General features: G+C 67.5%; 23 protein-coding genes. 7 read left to right on the top strand and 16 right to left on the bottom strand.

The features are described 5' to 3' along the window. Positions 1 to 9: 9 nt before the first annotated feature. The 4 genes from AC07NC_RS06245 to AC07NC_RS06260 all read left to right on the top strand — a co-directional run bounded on the left by AC07NC_RS06245 (position 10) and on the right by AC07NC_RS06260 (position 3,343). Positions 10 to 606 (top strand): CvpA family protein, encoded by a 597-nt coding sequence (locus AC07NC_RS06245; protein WP_008258948.1) that lies wholly within the window; start codon positions 10 to 12, stop codon positions 604 to 606. Positions 607 to 633: 27 nt separating this feature from the next. After that, complete coding sequence (purF, locus tag AC07NC_RS06250) at positions 634 to 2,139, top strand: amidophosphoribosyltransferase (RefSeq protein WP_008260342.1); 1,506 nt, start codon at positions 634 to 636, stop codon at positions 2,137 to 2,139. Positions 2,140 to 2,148: 9 nt separating this feature from the next. Next, positions 2,149 to 2,463: a hypothetical protein gene (locus AC07NC_RS06255; protein WP_494568955.1), complete on the top strand. Its 315-nt coding sequence runs from the start codon at positions 2,149 to 2,151 to the stop codon at positions 2,461 to 2,463. Between the two features lie 127 nt (positions 2,464 to 2,590). Further along, a complete protein-coding gene (locus tag AC07NC_RS06260) occupies positions 2,591 to 3,343 on the top strand; it encodes an SDR family NAD(P)-dependent oxidoreductase (protein ID WP_494568956.1) in 753 nt (250 codons plus the stop codon). Here AC07NC_RS06260 and AC07NC_RS06265 read toward each other — a convergent pair whose 3' ends face one another. Then, a complete protein-coding gene (locus AC07NC_RS06265) occupies positions 3,344 to 4,231 on the bottom strand; it encodes an oxidoreductase (protein ID WP_494568957.1) in 888 nt (295 codons plus the stop codon). A 144-nt stretch (positions 4,232 to 4,375) separates the two neighbouring features. Between AC07NC_RS06265 and AC07NC_RS06270 the strand changes: the two genes are divergently transcribed. Further along, on the top strand, positions 4,376 to 5,278 hold the full coding sequence (locus AC07NC_RS06270) for an AraC family transcriptional regulator (RefSeq protein WP_494568958.1): 903 nt from the start codon (positions 4,376 to 4,378) through the stop codon (positions 5,276 to 5,278). On the opposite strand, the gene AC07NC_RS06275 is transcribed toward AC07NC_RS06270, so the two are convergent. The 12 genes from AC07NC_RS06275 to AC07NC_RS06330 all read right to left on the bottom strand — a co-directional run bounded on the left by AC07NC_RS06275 (position 5,275) and on the right by AC07NC_RS06330 (position 13,981). Next, complete coding sequence (locus AC07NC_RS06275; RefSeq protein ID WP_492073830.1) at positions 5,275 to 5,901, bottom strand: methyltransferase family protein; 627 nt, start codon at positions 5,899 to 5,901, stop codon at positions 5,275 to 5,277. The genes AC07NC_RS06270 and AC07NC_RS06275 overlap by 4 nt on opposite strands. A gap of 102 nt (positions 5,902 to 6,003) precedes the next feature. Next, positions 6,004 to 6,462, bottom strand: coding sequence for an NUDIX hydrolase (locus tag AC07NC_RS06280; protein WP_008261740.1), 459 nt, complete (start codon positions 6,460 to 6,462; stop codon positions 6,004 to 6,006). A gap of 7 nt (positions 6,463 to 6,469) precedes the next feature. Next, entirely contained in the window at positions 6,470 to 8,089 is a 1,620-nt protein-coding gene (gene der, locus AC07NC_RS06285) for a ribosome biogenesis GTPase Der (protein WP_494568959.1), read from the bottom strand. Between the two features lie 32 nt (positions 8,090 to 8,121). Continuing rightward, positions 8,122 to 9,501: a PQQ-binding-like beta-propeller repeat protein gene (locus AC07NC_RS06290; protein WP_035307407.1), complete on the bottom strand. Its 1,380-nt coding sequence runs from the start codon at positions 9,499 to 9,501 to the stop codon at positions 8,122 to 8,124. Between the two features lie 23 nt (positions 9,502 to 9,524). After that, the gene (locus tag AC07NC_RS06295; protein ID WP_494568960.1) at positions 9,525 to 10,271 is read right to left on the bottom strand and encodes a tetratricopeptide repeat protein; all 747 of its coding nucleotides are present in this window, start codon (positions 10,269 to 10,271) and stop codon (positions 9,525 to 9,527) included. Between the two features lie 79 nt (positions 10,272 to 10,350). Then, complete coding sequence (gene panB / locus AC07NC_RS06300; protein WP_494568961.1) at positions 10,351 to 11,187, bottom strand: 3-methyl-2-oxobutanoate hydroxymethyltransferase; 837 nt, start codon at positions 11,185 to 11,187, stop codon at positions 10,351 to 10,353. Between the two features lie 58 nt (positions 11,188 to 11,245). Further along, a complete protein-coding gene (locus tag AC07NC_RS06305) occupies positions 11,246 to 11,647 on the bottom strand; it encodes a hypothetical protein (protein WP_292147561.1) in 402 nt (133 codons plus the stop codon). Then, positions 11,637 to 12,197 (bottom strand): RNA polymerase sigma factor, encoded by a 561-nt coding sequence (locus tag AC07NC_RS06310; RefSeq protein WP_494568962.1) that lies wholly within the window; start codon positions 12,195 to 12,197, stop codon positions 11,637 to 11,639. Before AC07NC_RS06310 ends, AC07NC_RS06305 begins: the two co-directional genes overlap by 11 nt. A 24-nt stretch (positions 12,198 to 12,221) precedes the next feature. Next, entirely contained in the window at positions 12,222 to 12,620 is a 399-nt protein-coding gene (locus AC07NC_RS06315; RefSeq protein ID WP_494568963.1) for a DUF6249 domain-containing protein, read from the bottom strand. A 120-nt stretch (positions 12,621 to 12,740) separates the two neighbouring features. Next, complete coding sequence (locus tag AC07NC_RS06320) at positions 12,741 to 13,037, bottom strand: hypothetical protein (protein ID WP_494568964.1); 297 nt, start codon at positions 13,035 to 13,037, stop codon at positions 12,741 to 12,743. Continuing rightward, on the bottom strand, positions 13,027 to 13,554 hold the full coding sequence (locus AC07NC_RS06325; RefSeq protein WP_494568965.1) for an RNA polymerase sigma factor: 528 nt from the start codon (positions 13,552 to 13,554) through the stop codon (positions 13,027 to 13,029). Before AC07NC_RS06325 ends, AC07NC_RS06320 begins: the two co-directional genes overlap by 11 nt. A 13-nt stretch (positions 13,555 to 13,567) precedes the next feature. Next, positions 13,568 to 13,981, bottom strand: a complete 414-nt coding sequence (locus AC07NC_RS06330; protein ID WP_494568966.1) for a hypothetical protein — start codon at positions 13,979 to 13,981, stop codon at positions 13,568 to 13,570. Positions 13,982 to 14,181: 200 nt separating this feature from the next. Between AC07NC_RS06330 and AC07NC_RS06335 the strand changes: the two genes are divergently transcribed. Then, positions 14,182 to 14,421 carry a DUF2188 domain-containing protein gene (locus tag AC07NC_RS06335; RefSeq protein WP_494568967.1) on the top strand — a complete coding sequence of 80 codons (240 nt, stop codon included), beginning with the start codon at positions 14,182 to 14,184 and terminating at the stop codon, positions 14,419 to 14,421. A gap of 12 nt (positions 14,422 to 14,433) precedes the next feature. Here AC07NC_RS06335 and AC07NC_RS06340 read toward each other — a convergent pair whose 3' ends face one another. Both AC07NC_RS06340 and AC07NC_RS06345 read right to left on the bottom strand, forming a co-directional pair. Further along, the gene (locus tag AC07NC_RS06340) at positions 14,434 to 14,781 is read right to left on the bottom strand and encodes an ArsC family reductase (protein WP_492073819.1); all 348 of its coding nucleotides are present in this window, start codon (positions 14,779 to 14,781) and stop codon (positions 14,434 to 14,436) included. Between the two features lie 93 nt (positions 14,782 to 14,874). Then, positions 14,875 to 15,009 carry a hypothetical protein gene (locus AC07NC_RS06345; RefSeq protein ID WP_255343239.1) on the bottom strand — a complete coding sequence of 45 codons (135 nt, stop codon included), beginning with the start codon at positions 15,007 to 15,009 and terminating at the stop codon, positions 14,875 to 14,877. Here AC07NC_RS06345 and AC07NC_RS06350 point away from each other — a divergent pair. Next, positions 14,999 to 16,702 (top strand): ATP-binding protein, encoded by a 1,704-nt coding sequence (locus AC07NC_RS06350; RefSeq protein WP_494568968.1) that lies wholly within the window; start codon positions 14,999 to 15,001, stop codon positions 16,700 to 16,702. The two genes, AC07NC_RS06345 and AC07NC_RS06350, sit on opposite strands and share 11 nt — an antisense overlap. Positions 16,703 to 16,716: 14 nt before the next feature. Here AC07NC_RS06350 and AC07NC_RS06355 read toward each other — a convergent pair whose 3' ends face one another. After that, a complete protein-coding gene (locus AC07NC_RS06355) occupies positions 16,717 to 19,338 on the bottom strand; it encodes a TonB-dependent receptor domain-containing protein (protein ID WP_494568969.1) in 2,622 nt (873 codons plus the stop codon). Positions 19,339 to 19,513 lie beyond the last annotated feature (175 nt).

Consider the following 19,513-nt stretch of genomic DNA (forward strand, 5'->3'; position numbering starts at 1 on the left):
GACCCCTGAGTGACCGGTTACGACGTCTTCGCCATCGTGGTGATCCTGTTCTCCGCCGCCGCCGGCTGGGTGCGTGGGGGCGTGCGCGAGATCATCACCCTGCTCAGCGCGCTGCTGGCCGCGCTGGTGGCGCTGGTGACCCTGCCGTGGACGGCGATCCTGGGGCGCGCCCTGGTCAATCCGGACTGGGCGGGGACCGTACTGGCGGCGGTGGTCGCCTTCTTCATCGTCTATTTCGGCGTCCGGCTGTTCGGCTCCTTCCTGTCGAAGCGGGCGCAGGCGCATCCGCAGCTGGGCGGGATCGACCGGTTCATCGGCGTCTTCGTCGGCGCGGGCCGGGCCCTGGTGCTGCTGGGGGCCGTCCATCTGGTCATCGTCGCGGCCATGCCGGGCGAACGGACGCCGCGCTGGCTGAGCGAAGCGGCCCTGTACAAGGTCAGCGCCGTAGGCGCCCGCGCCATCCAGATCATCCTGCCCGGCATCGGGCGGGGCGCCGATGCGATCACGCCCGTGGTCGATTCATCCGTGCGCAAAGGGTTTTCGAACGACGAAGCCTTGCCTCGGACGCAATCCGAGACTAACTCGCCGCGCGAAGCCGCCCCTTAAGTTTCCCCCGGTCATCGGAGCCCCACGATGCGCCACCATATCGCCGATCCTGTCGTCCACCGCGAGCACTGGCGCGAGCCGGAGGACGACCAGCTGCGGCTGGAGTGCGGCGTCTGCGGCGTCTGGGGGGCGGACGAGGACGAAGGCTCGGCCATCGTCGCCCTGGGCCTCCACGCCCTGCAGCATCGCGGCCAGGAAGCCTGCGGCATCGCCAGCGTCAAGGACGAGCGTTTCCACACCGAACGCCACCAGGGCCTGGTGGGCGAGGCCTTCGGCGGCGCCGACCTGATGACCCGCATGCCCGGCCGCGCGGCCGTGGGCCACACCCGCTATTCGACCGCCGGCGGCAGCTTCCTGCGCAATATCCAGCCGATGTTCGCCGACCTGGATCAGGGCGGCATCGCCATCGCCCACAACGGCAATCTGACCAACTTCAAATTCCTGCACGGCCAGCTGGTCAGCGAAGGCGCCATCTTCCAGTCGACGTCGGACTCGGAAGTCATCCTTCACCTGATCGCCCGCAGCCGTAAGGCCAAGATCGTCGACCGCTTCATCGACGCCCTGGCGCGGATCGAGGGCGGCTACGCCCTGGTCGCCCAGACCCGTCACAAGATGATCGGCGCCCGCGACCCGCTGGGCATCCGCCCGCTGGTGCTGGGCCAGGTCGGCGAGGCCTGGGTGCTGGCGTCCGAGACCTGCGCCCTGGACATGATGGGCGCCACCTTCGTGCGCGACGTCGAACACGGCGAGGTCGTGGTTATCGACGAGAACGGCCTGGAATCAATCAAACCCTTCCCGGCGCGCGCCGCCCGTCCCTGCCTGTTCGAATACGTCTATTTCTCGCGCCCGGATTCGGTCGTGAACGGCTGCTCGGTCTATGAGGTCCGCAAGGAGATGGGCCGGGGTCTGGCCCGCGAATGGGGCGTCGAGGCCGACATCGTGGTGCCGGTGCCCGACTCCGGCGTGCCGGCGGCCCTGGGCTATGCTCAGGAGAGCGGCATTCCCTACGAGATGGGCATCATCCGCAGCCACTATCTGGGCCGCACCTTCATCCAGCCCAGCCAGGGCGCCCGGCAGAAGGGCGTGCGCATGAAGCACAGCCCCAACAAGTCGGCGCTGGAAGGCAAGCGGGTCGTGCTGATCGACGATTCCATCGTGCGCGGCACCACCTCGGTCAAACTGGTCCGCGCCGTTCGCGCCGCCGGCGCCAAGGAAGTCCACCTGCGCTCGGCCAGCCCGCAGATCCTGTTCCCCGACTTCTACGGCATCGACATGCCGGAACGCGCCCAGCTGCTGGCGGCCAACAAGACGCTGGAAGAAATGCGCGAACTGCTGGAGGTCGATTCGCTGGGCTTCCTGTCGATCGACGGCCTGTACCGCGCCATGGGCGAGACGGGCCGCAACAACGCCCGTCCCCAGTACACCGACCACTATTTCACCGGCGACTACCCCACCCGCCTGCTGGATCGCGAGATCGAGGAAGGCGGCCGGGAGGTTTCGGCGCGGCAACTTTCCCTGCTGGTCAGCGCCTGATATCTTGGGTTGATGGCGCACCACCCTGTTCAAACTAGCCAGTTGCAGGAGGGGAGGCTCTTCCTGATCAGATTTGGCGGCCGACTTTTGGCGATTGTCGGGGTGTTCTTCGTCTTCAACCTGATCCTGGCGGGAAACCAAGCCGCCCTGTCGCCTTGGACCCTCGCTGGTTTGACGACGGGCTTGGGCGCGGGGCAGCTACTCCCCGTCAAGCGCCGCATTCGCGTCCCGTCTATGGTTTGGCTGGGCGTCGGGTTGCTGATGATCTTGGTCGCCGCTGCGGCGTCATACAGCCTCGCCCAGGCAGCCTCCGGCGGAAACTGAGCCGCATCCGAATGCCCTCGGGACGCAATGTCGTGGTCGTTGACGATCAGGGCGTCAGCTTAAGCCTCTGGTCGCCTTCTGCCTGATCCCGCTTGGCGACCGCCGCCCACGCGGGCTAAGCAGGGCTATGTCAGACCTGCCCCTCAAAGACCGTATCGCCCTCGTCGTCGGGGCTTCGCGTGGCATCGGCTATGAGAGCGCCCTGGCCCTGGCGAAGGCCGGCGCCCACGTGGTGGCCACAGCCCGGACGCAGGGCGGGCTTGAGGAACTGGACGACGCCGTCTTCGCCGCCACCGGCCAGCACGCGACCCTGGTTCCGTTCGACCTGGTCGATGGCGGCGGAATCGACCGACTGGGCGGGGCCATCTTCGAACGGTTCAAGAAGCTGGACGTCTGGGTCAACGCCGCCGCCACCATGGGGCCGTCGGGCCTGACGCCGGTGGCCCATGCCGACCCGCGTGAATTCGCCAAGGTCGAGAAGGTCAATTTCACTGCCGTCTATCGGATGATCCGCTCGCTGGAGCCGCTGCTGCGGGCCTCCGACGCCGGGCGGGCCATCCACCTCACCTCCAGCGTCGCCACCTCGCCGCGCGCCTTCTGGGGCATGTACGCCGCGACCAAGGCCGGGGCCGAGGCCCTGGTCAAGGCCTGGGCGGACGAGGTGGAGAGCACCCCGATCCGCGTCAGCATCGTCGATCCCGGCCGGATGCGCACCGCCCTGCGCGCCCAGGCCTTCCCCGGCGAGGATCCGCAGACCCTGCCCCACCCGTCCGAGATCGGCCCGCTGATGGTCGAGCTGGCGCGCGGCGACATGACGCCGCCGCTGACGGTGCAGTTCCGCGACTGGCGGGACGCGCCGACGACGGAGGCCCTGGTCTGATCAGCTCCAGGCGGTGTCCAGCCCCGGTTCCGCGCGGAAGGCGAAGCTTCCGTCGGTCGAGGCCGACAGGTCCCGCCAGGCGTTGAGTTCGCTGAGAAGGTCGGCGGCCTTGCCCTCGACCACGGCGACGGCGTCGGCGCCCGCCGACCAGCGGAGGGGCGGGTTTTCCGAAGTCGCCAAAGTCACGAGCGCCAGCCCCAACTTGGCGGGATCGCCGGCCTGGTTCTGGTTGCGCCCCTCATAGAAGGCGCGAAGGGCGGCCGAGGCCTCGGCGTAGTCGGCGATGGGACTGTCGGCGAAACGGACCGAGGTCGCATCGAGGAAGTCGGTGCGGAAGAAGCCCGGCTCGACAATGGTCATGCGGACACCGAACGGCCTGACCTCGGCGGCGACCGACTCGGTGAAGCCTTCGACGGCGAACTTGGACGCGCAATAGATCGAACCGCTCTCGCCGCCCCGCAGGCCGCCGATCGACGAGATGTTGAACACATGGCCCGACCGCTGGGCCCGCATGACCGGCAGGACGGCGCGGGTCATGTCGAACAGGCCGAAGACATTGGTGTCGAACTGGGTGCGGGCGTCCTGGGGCCGGGTCTCCTCGAACAGGCCGAGGTGGCCGTAGCCGGCGTTGTTGACCAGGACGTCGATGCGGCCGAAGCGGGCGACCGTCGCCTCGACGGCGGCGGCGATGGTTGCGGCGTCGGTGACGTCGAGCGTCACGGACAGGACCGTGTCGCTGTCGGGACCGAAGGCCTCGACCAGGGCGTCGCGGTTGCGGCCGGCGACGACGACCCGGTCGTCGGCGTCCAGAGCGGCGCGGGCGATGGCGGCGCCCAGGCCGCGGGCGGCGCCGGTGACGAACCAGGTCTTCCGGGATGGGGTGGTCATGAGATGTCTCCTCTGTCTGACGGGACGGAGAAGACGCGCCTTCGCCTTCCAGGCGTTAGGGCGATCCAGGCGAAGTCTTGCACGATCCTGTCAAAGCGCGCACCGCCGCTTGCGCGGGCGCCACCACAGGCGTTGGATATGGACATGAGCCTCTTGCCCGAAATGAGCGCCACCGTCGCGCGCCATGCGCCGCCCGACCTGTCGCGCTCGGCCGTGCCGGGCCTGCGCCTGTATGGCAGCGACGCGCCGACGCGGATGGTGTCGGTCGGCTATGAACCCATGCTGTGCCTAGTGGTGTCCGGCGGCAAACAGACGATCCTCGGCGAGACCGTCTATTCCTATCGGGCCGGCGACTGCCTGGTGGTGTCGGCGGAACTGCCGGTCTGCGGCAGCATCATCGAAGCGCCGTACCGCGCCCTGAGCTTCGACCTGAACCCGACGACGATCGCCGGCCTGATGGTGGAGATCGGCGCCCCCGCCGCCTCGGACCCGTCGCCGCCGTCCGGCATCCATGTGACACAGCTGGAGGACGAACTGCTGGAACCGATGGCGCGCCTGCTGCGTCTGCTGGACCGGCCGCACGAGATCGCGGTGATGACGCCGATGATCGAGCGGGAACTGGTGTGGCGGCTGCTGCACAGCCGGCACGCCGCGACGGTGCGCCAGATCGGCTCGGCCGAAAGCCGCCTGTCGGGCGTCAGCCGCGCCATCAACTGGATCCGCGCCCACTACGCCGAGCCGATGCGGCTGGAGGCCCTGTCGGACCTGGCCGGGATGAGCCTGTCGACCTTCCACCGGCATTTCCGGACGGTGACGACCATGAGCCCGTTGCAGTTCCAAAAGCAGGTGCGGCTGCAACAAGCCCGCACCCGCCTGCTGAGCGGCGCCGACGGGGCGGCTGAGACGGGTTTCGCGGTCGGCTACGACAGCCCGTCCCAGTTCAGCCGCGAATACGCCCGCCAGTTCGGTCTGCCGCCCGGCCGGGACGCGGCGCGGATGCGCGAGACCCTGGCGGTCGAGGGTTTGGCCGGAATCCGAGCCGCCTAGGGCAGGTGCGCCAGCACTTTCAGCCAGCCTTCGGCCTGGGCCAGGTCGATGGCCTCGAACAGGGGGATGGCCAGAAGGAAGACCAGGCCGTCGCGGATGGTGGTCAGGAAGAAGGACGGGCGGATCGACAGTTCGGCCTCGTCACGCCACAGGGCGAAGTTGGGCAGGAAGCGCGGCGTGCGGGCCTTGTAGGCGGCGTAGGCGGCGCCGAAGGTCGCGCCCAGCCAGGCCTCTTCGCGGCGAACGGTCAGATAGAAGACCGCTAGGGACGCGAGGGTGAACAGCACCGCCAGGGTCAGGCTGCCGCTCTGGGCGCCGATGCCGAAGGCGCCGAAGAAGCTGAAGATGTAGAGCGGATTGCGGCTGATCGAATACGGGCCGCGCGACACGATCTCGGCCTTCTTGCGCCCGCCGATATAGAGCGAACACCAGGCGCGGCCGACAATGGCGAAGACGATGGCGGCCAGACCCACGGCCTCGATCCCTTCGTGCATGGGGCTGTCCAGACCGGAAGCGGACTGTGACACCATGGTCAGGCCGACAAGCGCCAGCAGGGCGATCAGGACGGCGCCCTTGCGCACCTTTTGAACCGCTTGAAGATCGAAAATTTGGGTCGTTGTCATGACGCGCTCCAGTGGAGCAAAAACCCAAGCGCTGCTTTTTACGACGTGGCAAGAAGTTTAATTGCAAGCGAAAATCGCTCGCGAAACGGCGTAGGCGGAGCATTACAACGTAGAGAGGATTTCGGGCAGATCGTCCGGCCAGATCGTATCTTCCGACGCCGCAATTTGGGCCGTCGTCCACCAGCGATGCTCGATCAGGACGCGACGTTCTTCCTCGGTCCAGCCGGTCGGCGAGGGCTCGAAGGGTTCGGTGCGCAGCAGGAAGAAGCGCTGGTCCACATGGGACAGGCGGCCGTCGGGCAGGCGGAAATCGACGACGCGGCGGGCGACTTCCGGCCCGGGATCGGCGACGATCAGGCCGGTCTCCTCGAACAGTTCGCGACGCGCGGCGTCGGCATAGGTCTCGCCCGGTTCGCAGCCGCCGCCGGGCGTGGCCCAGAAGGCCGTGCCTGCGATCGGTCCATCGGCGTAGACGAAGCGGAACAGCAGCACCCGCCCCTGCCCGTCCAGAATCAGCCAGCGCGAGGTCGGCCGGTCGGGAAGGACGGGCGCGACCTGCATCACAGGCTCACTTCTTGGCGCCGCCCTTTTGGCCGGTGCGGATACGCCCGGAGCGCGAGACCTGGCGGGCGCCGCCGCGGGCGCCCTTCTGGACCGCCACCGACGAGCCGGCCTTCTTGGACGCGCTGGACTTCAGGCCGCCCAGGACCTTGGGCTGGGCCTTGCGGGTCTTCTTCTGTTCCAGCGCCTTGCCGGGCAGCTTGGACAGGGCCTCTTCCTTCTCGGCCTTCTTGATGCGGCGCGGCGCGGTCTTGGCGTCGCCCTTGTAGCGTTCCGGTCCGGACTTGGCGCCGCCCTCGGCATAGGGGTTCATGCCGCTGGACTTGACGTTCAGCCGGATCGGCGTGCCCGGCAGGTCGAAGCTCTCGCGGATCGAGTTGACCAGATAGCGCTTGTAATGCTCGGGCATCGACTCGGCGCGGTTGGCCATCAGCACGAAGGTGGGCGGACGGGCCTTGGTCTGGGCGATGTATTTCGGCTTGATCCGCTTGCCGTCCACGGCGGGGGGCGGATGCCGCTGGGTGGCCATGGACAGCCAGGTGTTCAGGTCCTTGGTCTTCACCTTGACCGACCAGGTGTCATAGGCCTGGAGCACGGCCGGCATCAGGCGTTCGACGCCCCGGCCCGAGTGCGAGGACAGGGCCACGAAGGGCGAGCCCTTCAGTTGCGGCAGCTTGTCCTCGGCCATGCCCTTCAGCTTGGCCATGCGGGCCTGGGGCTCGTCTTCCAGATCCCATTTGGACGCGACATAGACCAGGGCGCGGCCTTCGCGCTCGACCAGGTCCGCCAGCTGCAGGTCCTGGGTGTCGAAGGCGTCGTCCTTGTCCATCATCAGGATGACGACTTCGGCGAAGGTGATGGCGCGGATGGTGTCGGCGACCGACAGCTTCTCCAGCTTCTCCTGCACCCGCGCCTTGCGACGCATGCCGGCCGTATCGACCAGCCGGATGTTCTTGCCCTCGAACGTCCAGTCGACCGAGATGGAGTCGCGGGTGATGCCCGCTTCCGGTCCGGTCAGCAGGCGGTCGTCGCCGATCAGGCGGTTGATCAGAGTGGACTTACCGGCGTTCGGACGACCGATCACGGCGATGCGGATCGGCTTGTCCGGCTCGTCGATCTCTTCGATGAAGATGTCTTCGGACGCCGTGCGGATGGCCTTGTACAGGTCGGCCATGCCTTCGCCATGCTCGGCCGAGATGGCGACGGGTTCGCCGAAGCCCAGGGCGTGCGCCTCGCCGACGCCGCCGCCGCTCTCGCGGCTCTCGGACTTGTTGGCCAGCAGGATGATGGGCTTGTGCACCTTGCGCAGGCGCTCGGCGAAGATTCGGTCCAGCGAGGTGACGCCTTCGCGGGCGTCCATCATGAACATGACCAGTTCGGCGTCTTCCAGCGCGGCCTCGGTCTGCTCGCGCATCCGGGCTTCCAGGCTGTCGTCGGTGACGTCCTCGTAGCCCGCCGTGTCGATCAGCGTCAGGTCCATGTCGCCGATATTGCCGTCGGCGTAGCGCCGGTCGCGGGTCACGCCGGGGCGATCATCGACAAGCGCGAGGCGCTTGCCGACGAGGCGGTTGAACAGTGTCGATTTGCCCACATTGGGGCGGCCGACAATCGCGACCTTCAGAGCCATTTCGGCTTTCTAGCTTAATTCGGGCTGAAGAGTCAGCGAATGCAGATCAGCTGGCCGTTGTCGGTCAGCACGTACAGGGCGCCGTTGTAAGCGGCGGGGGCGATATAGGCGGGGGCGCCCAGTTTCAGCGTCGTCTGGGCGACGCCCGTCTTGGGATCAAAGGCCACGGCCTCGCCGTAGGAGTTGACCATCACCAGGCGGTTGGAAGCCAGCAACGGACCCGACCATTGGGGATAGATGGTCCGACGGCCGAAGTTGAGGAACCCGCCGACCTTGCGCTTGCGCCCCTCGTTCAGTTCGCGGGTCCAGTAAATCTGGCCCGTGTCGCGATTCGCGGTGATCAGTTCGCCCGAGGTGGAGACGATGAAGACCACGTCGCCGACCGGAAGGGGGGCGTTCACGCCGGTGACCGGCAGCTGCCACTTGGGCTGACCCGAGCGCAGGTCCAGGGCCGAAAGAACGCCCGAATGGCTGACGCCATAGACCATGCCCCGGCTGATGACGGGGCGGCCGGCGACGTCGCGGACTTCCGACAGGGCGCTGGTGCGGCTGGTGCGCGACAGGGTCTGTTCCCACAGCGGCTGGCCGTTCAGGGCGCTGAGCGCGACCAGCTGGCCCGACGAGAACGGCGCGATGACGGTGTTTCCGGTCACGGCCGGGCTGGAGGCGCGCATGACGCGCGCCGGCTCGGCGATGCCGCGATAGGTCCAGTCCTGGGCGCCGCTGTTGACGTCGAAGGCGAACAGTTGGCTGTCCACATCGACGACGAAGACGTGGGCGCCGACGACCGTCGGGGCGCCGTGGATCGGGGAATCGACCTGCTGGGTCCAGACCACGGCGCCGGTGGCGGCGTCCAGGGCCGTCACCGAGCGATAGCCGGACGAGACGAAGACCTTGCCGCCGGCGAAGGCGACGCCGCCGCCGAAGCCGCCGCTGCGGTCACGCTCGGCGTCCTTGACGTTGACCTTCCACAGGATGTCGCCGCTGTCGGCCGAGACGGCCGAGACGGTCGATTCGCCGTCCAGCACGAAGATCTTGCCGTCGGCGGCGACGATGGGCGCCATGACATTGCCGACGCGGGCCGAGCCCTCGCCCACGCTGCGCTTCCAGGCGATCTGGAAATTGGGGGCCGCGATGACGTGTTCGACCAGGTTTTCCGACGTCCCGCCCGGCTGGGTCCAGGCCGTGGCGGCCTGGGGTCCCGGCAGGAAGTAGTCGCGGCCGGACAGGGCGGCCGACGGCGCCAGCTGCTGTTCGAACTCGAGCACCGAGATGCGTTCGCCGGCCGAGGCGGTCGCCTTGGCGTCGTCCTTCTTGCCCAGGCCGAACGGCAGGTTACGGCTGACCGTCCCGCATGAGGCCATGGTGGCGGCGACGCCGCAGATCAGCGCGACTTTCAGAACTCGGTTCATCTTGGGCGTCCTGTAGGGGGTCGTCACTGTTGGGCCGGGGCGGTGGGAGTGGGCGCATTGGCGGCGCCGGCGGCCGGCGGAGCCGCGTTCTTGGCCGCATCGGCGATGCTCTTGAGCGCCCCCGCCGTGCCGGCGTCGATCGTGGCGACAGCGATGTTGGCGCGCTGACGGATCGGGTCCGGCACGTCCTGTCCCAGTTGCAGCAGGACGAAGGCCTCGCGGGCTTCCTTGGTCTTGCCGTGCTGCAGGCGGGCCAGGGCCAGGGCTTCCTGGGCGAAGGCGTGCAGCGGGCGCTTGTCTTCGGCCAGGGGCGTCAGGCGAGCCTCGATGTCGGCCAGGGGCGCGGTGTCCATGATCAGCAGGGCCGCCTTGAACGCCGCCGGGTCCGACAGGATCGGATCGCTGGAGGTCTTGGCGGCCTGGTCGAACAGGCGGACGGCGTCAGGGATCTTGTCGGCGGTCACGGCCAGGCCGGCCTGCTGCTGCAGGGCCAGGACCTTGTAGGCGTCGTTGCCTTCCTTGACCGTCTCCTCGAAGGCGAGACGGGCCTCGGCGGGCTTTTCGGCGCGCAGGGCCTCCATGCCGCGATCATAGGCCTCGGCGCCCTTGGCGGCCTTGCTCGAATTCAGGCTGTCCCAGCCCCACCAGCCCAGGGCGGCGACCAGGGCGACCACAAGAATGACGCCCACGACGGGCAGCCAGGTGCGGGCCAGGCGCTTGTACCGGTCGGAGCGAAGCTCCTCCTCGACCTGCTCGAAGACATCAACCACTGAAACGTCGCCCCAAAATCGCTAAAAGCAAACCGGCGCGGACCCTAGAGGTTCGCCCTTGCCGCCGCAACGTAGCCCGTTACTGCGAAGCCGGCTTTTTCGAGAAGTAGGTCTCGACTTCGGCAGGAAAACGGCGGGTTTTCACATCATTGGCGAAAGCGGCCGCCGCGCGGTCGATCTCGGTGCGCAGATCCGCGTATTTGCGCACGAATTTCGGGGTCCAGTCGAACAGTCCCAGCATGTCGTTGACCACCAGAACCTGGCCGTCGCAGGCGGCCGAGGCGCCGATGCCGATGGTGGGGACGTCGATGCTCTCGGTGATCTCGCGCGCCAGCGATTCGGCCACGCCCTCGATGACGATGCAGAAGGCGCCGGCCTCGGCCGTGGCCTTTGCTTCCGCCATGACACGGTCGCGTTCAAAATCGGTGCGTCCCTTGGCCTTGAACCCGCCCTCGGCCAAAATCGCCTGAGGCCGCAGTCCCACATGGCCCATGACCGGGATGCCGCGCTTGACCAGGAAGGCGACGATCTCGGCCAGTTCGACGCTGGTCTCCAGCTTCACCGCCTGGGCGCCGGTCTCCTTCATCACCCGCACGCAGTTGTCGTAGGCGACTTCCTTGCCGCCCTCATACGAGCCGAAGGGCATGTCGACCACGACCAGGGCCCGACGCGATCCCCGCACCACCGCCTGGCCGTGCAGGATCATCATCTCCAGCGTCACGCCGACGGTGTTCGGCAGGCCATGGACCGCCATGCCAAGGCTGTCGCCCACCAGCAGCACGTCGCAGTGCGGATCCAGCAATCCCGCCATCGGGGCGTCATAGGCGGTCAGGCAGACGATGGGCTCGCCGCCCTTGCGGCCAGCGATATCAGGCACGGAGACGCGCTTGATCGTCTCCTGGGTGTGAACGGACATCGAGAGGCTCCTGACTTCAAGTCGGGTCAGATAAGCCCCGCGATCCCGCAAGTCACCCTCACACGTCCTGAGACAGTTTCACCAGGCCCGCCGCCAGCACGGCGACGAGGGCTCCAGCCACGATCCAGAAGGCCATCATGCCCGACCCGTCCATCAGATCGAACGATCCGACACCCAAGCCCTCCAGCCCAGATTGGGCCGCGCCCTGAGCCGTCGCCGCCGCCGTCCGCACGCCCTGCGTCAGAGTCGTCTCTCCGTCCGCAGAGAAGTTGAAATTCACCCCCTCGCGCACCGCCAGGACGCCGCCGACCAGGCCGGCCCCCGTCAGGGCCAGGGTGCGCCAGCGCGACCGTTTCTCCATACTGGCCTGGACGGTCGCCAGAAACAGGGCCTCGTCGGCCAGTCGCGGGCTCTGCGCGAACAGCCGCTCGATCATCGGATCGAATTCATCAGCCGACATGGGTCGACCTCCCGCCTGATGCCTGCGCCGGCTGAAGCCGGGCGCGGAGTTTATCCAGACCACGTTTGACATGAGACTTCACCGTGCCGAGCGGCAAATTCATGGCCGCCGCGATTTCGGGGTGGGACATTCCTGCGCCGTGGCACAGGGAGACGCAGACCCGCTCGGTTTCGTTGAGCGTCTTCATCGCCTCGTCCAGGTCCATGAAGCCGGCGTGATCGACCACGACGTCAGCCTGGTCGGTCTCGACTTCCGGGACATAGCGGGCCTCGCGCGCAACGCGCTTCAGATACAGGCGGGCGGCGATCTTCTTGATCCAGCCGGCGAAGGTCCCCTGCCCCCGGAACTCCGAGCAGCGCTGGAAGCCTTGCAGGAAGGCGTCCTGGGCCACGTCGTCGGCCAGGGACGGCGCCGCGCCCATGCGGCGCAGCAGCCCCCGGACCGCCGACCCGTGCCGACGGACCAGTTCGCCATACTCCCGCCGTCCGCCGGCCGCCGCCTGGGCGGCCAGCTCGACGTCGTGGAGATCGCGCAGCAATGACGGCCTCATGGCGTCTTTCCCCGATCGCGGCCGTCAGTCCGCGTGCTTGTTGAAAAAGCTGAGGACGATGAAGGCGAGGCCGATGGTGATCGGTATGCAGGAGACGCCCAGCAGAGGATTCTGCATCCCGCCGTTCCAGTCATTGCCGCCGAGATCACTGACGACGCCGAATGCTGCAATGCCTATGCCCGTCGCCAGCCAGATGATGCCACGACGGATATCCTTGGTGCGCGAGGGGAGACTTTTCTGCACGTCCTTGGTCAGGACGTCGATCAACTCGGGCGGCAGTTGCTGTCCCTTGTCCACCGCATGACGAACGGTCTCCTGAATGTCGCGCTTCTCGCGATATTTCAGGAATGTCGGACCGAAGACGATGGCCGTGATGGTGCCGAAGACGGCGAATATGGCGAACAGCGGGATGAAGTCTTCCATGGCGTGGGCCCTTTTGATCCGATGCGACAGCCTGATGCGGCGGCCTTCTGATCACAAGAGGCTGCGGGATGCGCGTACGGATGCGCGGCCCGACGTGAAATCTTCGTAAGGTGGCCGGGCTCAGCCGCGCAGGACCTGTCTGACCACCGCCAATGCTGAACCTAGAGCCAGGACCGCGGCGGCCAACACCGCCCCCTCCGGTTCGGGCATGACCGCGCCTTCGACCAGACCCGACCAGACAGGCCGCAGTCCCCAGAGCAGGGCCCCTCCAGCCACGGCAAGCGGCGCCGCAGCCCCCACGGCGGCGACGGAGCGACGGCGAGCGATCCGTTTTGCGATCATCGCTTCAAAAGCAGGATCCCTCCGGGGCGCGGCGTCCAGGGCGAACAGGGCTTCGAGGTCTTTTTCAGGCGTCATCACCACCTCCGAGCATCGAGAGCAAACGGGCGCGGCCCCGCGATACATGCGACTTCACCGTGCCTATCGGCAAGTCCAAAGCCAGGGCGGCTTCGGCATGGGACCAACCATCCGCAACACACAGAGCGACGCAGGCTCTGACAGGCGGCGGCAACCTGGCCATCGCCTGGGCCAGGGCGATGCGATCCTCCGCCGAGCCGCCGTTAGATGCGTCCCGACTCTGAGACCAGGCCCCGTCACGCACTGCGCGCCGAAAGGCGGCGCGGGTTCCATCCTGCGCTCTGCGCCAGGCGATGCCCAGCAACCAGGCGCGCAGACCGGCCGGATCCTCAAGTCGACCGATCTCACGCCAGGCGACGATGAAGACGTCCTGAGCCACGTCGTCCGCGTCGGCCCAGCCGCCAGCCAGCAATCGCCGCAGAAAGTTTCGAACCGCGCCTTGATGGCGTTCGACGATCCGTGAAAAGGCGACGTCTGAGCCGCTGCTGGCGGCATGGACAAGGTCGGCGTCGGTCACGACCTTCGCTCGATCAATCGTGGTTCCCGCGCATCTGCAAGACTATCGCACAGACCAGCGACCAGACGCATACCGCCCCCATGACAAGGGCCACGATCGAGAAGGCGCCGCTCCCCCCGTCCATCCGTCCGCCCCATCCCGCCCAGACGAAGCCGGCGCAGAGAAAACCGAACAGACCGACCAGCGACCAGTAGTGGGCGGCCGTGCCCTGTTTCACGCTCTGCCGCCCGGACGGCGCGCCGGTCGAGGCTGCGGCCAGGGCGTCCATGATCTCTCGCGGCGGCTCCTGCCCCTTTTCCGCGTAAGCTCGGATCACATCCAGCACCCCCTTCTGACGACGATAGTTCAGCCACTGGGTCCACCCCACAAAACCGAATGCCGACATCGGGAACAGGACCCACCAGAATTCACGGATCAGATCAGCCATTGTCTCAATCTCCCGCGAAACGCCCATCGCCTCACGCTTTCAAGGGGTAGTCGTCGCCGACCCGGCCATTGGATGCGGCGTCTTTCACTATTTGTCGAACGACAGGATCGGGCCCGACAAGAAGGTGGCGGAGCAACTGATGTTCCTGCGGCGCGCGGTTCGGGCTAACGTCATGGCCTGACCCCCTGAAGGAGATTCCCATGGCCCACGTCACCTATCGCATCGTCGAGCACGACGGCGGATGGGCCTACCAGTCCGGGGGCACCTATTCCGAGACCTTCGCCACCCACGAGGCCGCCAAGGCCGCTGCGGTCCGGGCCGCGCGCGAACAGAAGGTGCCGGACGAGAACGCCGCCATCGAATACGAAACCGCCGACGGCCGCTGGGTCACGGAAAGCGCCGACGGACACGACCGCCCGGCGACCGACGTCGAAGGCTGACGGCCCCCGCCCCTATTCGAAGACGGCGGCGTAGGCTTCGGGCTTGAAGCCGACCAGGCGCCGGTCCCCCAGATCCAGGACCGGCCGCTTGATCATCGAGGGCTGGGCCGTCATCAGGGCGACGGCCTTGTCCCGATCGATGTCCGCCCGGTCGGCCTCGGGCAGTTTCCTGAAGGTCGTGCCGGCGCGGTTCAGCACCGTCTCCCAGCCGTGTTCGTCGATCCACTGGCCCAGTTGGACCGGGTCGACGCCCGCCTTCTTGTAGTCGTGAAAGACATAATCGACGCCGTGCTGGTCCAGCCAGACGCGGGCCTTCTTGACGGTGTCGCAGTTGGGAATGCCGTAGAGGACGACGGTCATGGGCGGTCCTTTTCCTTGGGGCGGCCGCTGTGCCTGTAGATAGTCCTCCTGACAAGCCTGGAAACCCGCTGTTCATGAGCGGGGACCCAATACTCATCGCCCCGCCAGAACACGGTTTCCCATGTCGATCCGCGCCGCTTCAAAACGTGTCCTGGCCTTGATGAGGACCAGGGCGGCGCTGTCCGCAGTCTCCATGATGGCGACGATGACGGCGATGATGGCCGCCATGATCGTCGTGGTGTTCGGGAACCTTTCCACCATAGAGGCCGCAGACCGTGCGGTTAACCACACCCGGGTCGTCGAAACCGCGGCGGCCGATCTTCTGGCGTCCAGCCTGGACCAGGAAACCGGCGTCAGGGGATACGGCGAAAGCAGGGGCGAACCGGCTGCGCTCGAACCCTATTTTGCAGGCCAGGCGAAGTTCAGCGAAGAACTGCAGACTCTCTACCGTCTGTCGAGCGACAGTCCGCAGCAGACCGCCCGACTGGACGCCCTGCGTGAGGGGCTGAACCGCTGGCGTTCCGTCTATGCAAGCCCTCAGCTGGCCCGTCCCCAAAGCCAGATCGCCGATCCCGCCCTGGCGGAGCGCGGTCGAGTCGCGATGGAGGAGGTGCGCCAATTGCTGGACGATCTTCGTGCGGAAGAGGCCTTGGCGACCCAGGAACGCGAGGAGGCGCGTGATCGCGCCTATACGACCGCACGGATCGTCGTCGGCGGTGTCGGCCTGGCGGCGCTGGGGTTCGGGGCGAGCCTGGGTCTTTGGGCCGTCCGCGCCTCGGCGCGACGTGAACGCGAAGCCGTGGCCTTCGCCAAGGCCAAGACGCGAACCCTGGCCGTCGTCAGCCACGAGATCCGCACGCCGCTGAACGGCATGCTGGGCATGTTGCAGGCCATGGCGGCCGAGCCGATGGCGGCGACCCAGAAGGAACGGCTCGAGGTCGCGCTTGAATCGGGAGAAACCCTGACGGCCCTGCTCAATGATCTGCTGGACGCGTCGAAGATCGAGGCAGGACGCCTGGAGTTGCTGGAGGCCGACTTCGACCTGATGCGTCTGCTCGCGCGCATGGAGACCGCCTTCGGCGAGACGGCGCGCAAGAAGGGCGTGCTGCTGCGGATCGACATCGCGCCCGAAGCGGCAGGCGATTGGATCGGGGACAAGGTGCGGATCGGCCAGATCCTGGCCAATCTGATCTCGAACGCCGTGAAGTTCACCGATCAGGGCGAAGTGGCCTTGTCCGTCGACGTCCCGAGCGCAGGCCTGCTTCGGATCGCCGTGCGTGACAGCGGCATGGGCATGAATGAAGCCACCCTGGACCGCCTGTTCTCACCCTATGCGCAGGCCAGCGCCGAAACCGCGCATACGCATGGCGGCACCGGCCTGGGTCTGTCGATCTCGCGCTCGCTGGCGCGGATGATGGGGGGCGACATAACCGTCACCAGCGCGCTCGGTCAGGGCTCCTGCTTCACCCTGGAGCTTCCGCTGCAACGCGGGCGTTCGGCCACGACCGAGCCCGAGAGCGCAAGAAGCCTGGCCGACCTGCATGTCCTGGCGGCCGACGACAACGCCGTGAATCGCCAGGTTCTGTCCGCCATCCTGCCCAGTCTGGGCGTCGAGCTGACGGTGGTCGAAAACGGCGACCAGGCCGTGGCCGCCTGGCGTGAGGGCGCCTATGATCTGGTGCTGCTGGACCTGCGCATGCCGCTCTGCGACGGCTTCGAGGCCGCCCGCCGAATTCGCGCCGAAGAGACGCCCGGCCAGCGCACGCCCCTGATCCTGTTGTCCGGCGACGTCTCCGCGTCGGTGCGCCAACAGGGCCGCGAGGCCGGTCTGGACGGCTTCGTCGCCAAGCCGCTGGACATCCATATGCTGATCGAGGCGATGAGCGCCGCCCTGCCGCCCGCCCACACGCTGGCCGCCTGACTCCCGCGCCCTGATCAGAATCGTTTTGTCAGGCCCAGGCTGAACACCCGTCCACGCGGATCGGCGACGACCGGGTCGTAGCCGAAGGCGTACTGGGCCAGGGGCGGCGCCTTGTCCGCCAGATTGACCACGCCCAGGGCCAGGTCGAGGTCGAGGCCGAGCGTGCGGGTGTAGAGCAGATCGACGGTGGTCTGGCTGGCGATGGTGGTGTCGTTGATCCCACTGCGGTCGTTACGATAACCGGCTGTGTAGTGGACCAGGCCGGTCAGGGCGTGATCGCCGCCGCTCCAGGACAGGGCGAATTCGCCGCGATTGCGCGGCAGGGACCGGCCGATATTGTTCAGATTGGTCGAGCCCACGCCCGACACCTGGGCCGCGCCGTCGCTGAGCCGGATGTCGTAACGGTCCACATAGGTCCAGGTCGCCGAGGCCGAGGCCCGCCCGCCCCACAGCTCGCCACCGTAACGCGCCGCCAGGTCGATCCCCTGCGTCTCGATAGAAGAGGCGTTGACGAAATAGAGCTGGACGAAGGTCAAGGCGCCGCCGGCCGAACGGGTGATGCGCGACTGGGCGTCCGTGCCGGTGCGGCCCGCCGCCGTATCGGCCGCCGCCTGATCGATGATCGCCTGGGCCGATTCCTTGACCACCTGGTCGGCATAGTCGAAGCGCCAGGCGTCCAGGCCCAGTTCCAGCCCCTCGATCGGACGCCACAGGGCGCCGAAGGTCAGGCTCTCGGACTTTTCGGGTTTCAGGTCGGCGTCGCCCGAGGTCAGGGTGTTGACGAAGACGAACGCCCCCCGATCGAACACCGACGGCTGAGAGGCCTGGGCGCCGGACTGGGCGTAGACGGACGGGGCGCGGAACCCCTGCCCCCACGAGGCGCGCAGCGCCAGGGCGTCGGTCACGTCCCAGCGGACCGCCGCCTTGGGGCTGAACCGCCCCTGATCGCCGTCATAGGACTCATAACGCCCGGCCAATTGCGCCTCGATCCGGCCGCCCAGATGGATTCTGGCCTCGGCGAATCCGGCCAGGGTTTGCTGGTCGCCCTCGAAGTCCGGCGAAAACCCGGCGGTCAGCAGTTCGCCGGCGTTGACCAGATCGCTCCAGTCATGACGGAAAACGCTGCGGCGATACTGGGCGCCCAGGGCCACATCGACCCGCCCCCCGGCCCAGGCCAGGGCCTGGCCGCCGGTCGAGGCGTCGGCCGTGGTCAGGCCGGACGCGCCGCGCAGACCGGTTGAGCCGGTCAGGCTGTCGATCAGTTCGGCGCTGTTGGCCGTGCCGGTCCCGAGATAGGCGCTGCCGAAGGGATTGAAATACTGACAGGCGCCGACGCCCGGCGACCCCGTCGCCGCATCGCAGCCGGCGCCGCCCAGACCATTCAGGGCGTTCCGCAGCGCGCTGCCGATCACGTCCGGCTTGTCATAGGCGACATGCTGGCGGCTGGCGGTCGCGGCCAGGCTCCAGGTCCAGCCGCCGGCGAAGTCACCGTCCAGACCGGCGGCCAGGCGCCAGGTCTCATACTCGAACACGGCGGTCGAAGCCCCGGCCTCTGCGCCCAGAAGCCGGCCCCGGAACAGGACGTCCTCGCCGAACGGATTGTCGGGGTGCGAGGCCGGCACGGTCAGGGACTGAGCCAGGATGGGCAGCGACGGCGTCTGGCGGGCGCGGGTTTCGGAGGTCGACCAGGCCGCCTGAAGCGACAGGCTCATGTCCCCGACCGGACGGCGATAGTCGGCGAAGACCTGGGTGCGCGTCTCCTCCGGCGTCAGGTCGAAGAAGTCGGAATAGTCGAGGCGGCAGAAGGCGTCGCCGGCGCTGTTGCGATAGGCGGCGTCGAAGGCGGGATTGTCGCAGACCGGGTCCGGCGCATAGGCCCCCGTGCCGGGCCGGTAATAGGAGCCCGGCTGGCCATAGCTGGTCACGGCGGTCCAGGACGCGCGGCCGTAACGGTCCGCCTGGGTGAAGTCGCGCTCGTCGGTGCTGAGCGCCGACCGGTGGAAATGCGAGGCCGCCAGGGTCAGGTCGCCGCCCCGCAGCGCAAGACCGCCGATGGCCTGGATCACGCTCTCTTCCGATCCGTCGGCCACGGCGTATTTGGCGCTGATCTCGGGCTCCGCCACATTGTGACGGGTGATGAAGTTGACCACCCCGGCCACGGCGTCCGAGCCATAGACGGCCGAGGCGCCGTCCCTGGCCACCTCGACCCGCTGCAGGGCGATCATGGGAACGAGCGAATTGATGTCGACGAAGGCCGAGCCGTCGGTCGCCACCACGGCGCTGGTCGTCCAGCGCTGGCCGTCGACCAGGACCAGGGTCGAACCCAGGCCGAGATTGCGCAGATTGAACTGGGCCGTGCCCGAGCTCTGGGGCTGGTTCAGCTGATCCACCTGGGCCTCGGAGCCCGAGTTGGCGGTGATCAGGCGGACCAGTTGCGAAGCGTCGGCGACGCCGGCGGCCGCGATGACGTTCCGCTCCAAAGTCTCGACCGGCGCGATCCGGTCGCCGCCGGCGATGCGCGATCCGGTGACGACGATATCGTCCACGCGAGACGGCCCCTCTTGCGCCTGAACCGCACAGACGCCCGCCAGCCAGGCGACCGAAGCCGTCGCCATCAGGATTTTACGCCGCGCCATGTCTGTGCTCCCCAAAACTTGACGGCGGCTTCTAGCGAGGGCGTGTATTTTGCGAAAGAGTAATTTTGCAGATTTGCAAATTAGCGGTTCTGCATACGCTCTGGAATATCGCGAGCCATTGATCCAGCGATGTAACCGGTTACGGTAGAGAAAAATGGAAGCGGTTCAGGGAAGA

This window comes from Brevundimonas sp. GW821-FHT10A07, assembly GCF_059415785.1.